This is a genomic window from Bacillus sp. LR--39, assembly GCF_053613335.1.
This window is the reverse complement of record NZ_JBSIOT010001293.1, coordinates 1-581: the sequence shown is the minus strand read 5'-3', so window position 1 is coordinate 581 and position 581 is coordinate 1. Positions and strand designations below refer to the sequence as shown.

1 protein-coding gene and 1 pseudogene are annotated in these 581 nt (G+C 37.9%); both read right to left on the bottom strand.

Annotated features, from left to right (window positions below):
* Positions 1 to 168 (bottom strand): annotated as a pseudogene (locus tag ACWHAR_RS30060) (DNA-binding response regulator); the annotation flags it as partial.
* Between the two features lie 118 nt (positions 169 to 286).
* The gene (gene rsoA / locus ACWHAR_RS30055; RefSeq protein WP_003228484.1) at positions 287 to 526 is read right to left on the bottom strand and encodes a sigma-O factor regulator RsoA; all 240 of its coding nucleotides are present in this window, start codon (positions 524 to 526) and stop codon (positions 287 to 289) included.
* Positions 527 to 581: the final 55 nt, after the last annotated feature.

Below are 581 nucleotides of genomic sequence, written 5' to 3'. Positions count from 1 at the left end.
CTTCACAACGGGAATCGCTTCTTCTGCGCTTGCTGCATCCAGTATATTTCGATAACCTTCTTTTTCGAGAACGCGTTTGATCATGTCCACAATCGCTTTCTCATCGTCTACGATTAAAATTGACGCATTTTCCACTTTTATGTTCCTTTCTGTCACTGTTTTTTTCATCTTATCATTATATCGTTTATTTATGGTACATTTTTGAATACATTGGAGCTTGGCAAATCAAAACAGCAAAAAAGGAGCAAACAAGCGCTCCCTTTTGATGTTTTTTCATATGAAAATATTATGAGTTCTCATCTACCATGTACAAAATAAACTCCCAAAATCCCGGGACATCCTGACACAAAAGCATATCAGCCTTTTCAAACATTTTGATCTTCAGCTCTTGCTCTAAATCTTCTCTTTCTTGATAGGACGTATTGCTGAGTTTTTTTCTGATCATCGGTGAAAAGCATGCAATCAGATGCTCAATGTCATAAGTCTCGTCTTTTTGTTTCTTTTTTTGTTCAAACTGGCCGTCCACAGCTTACTTTTCCCCCTTTTTTTGCGCCGCTAGCTGCTTTCTGATATTCTCCAGC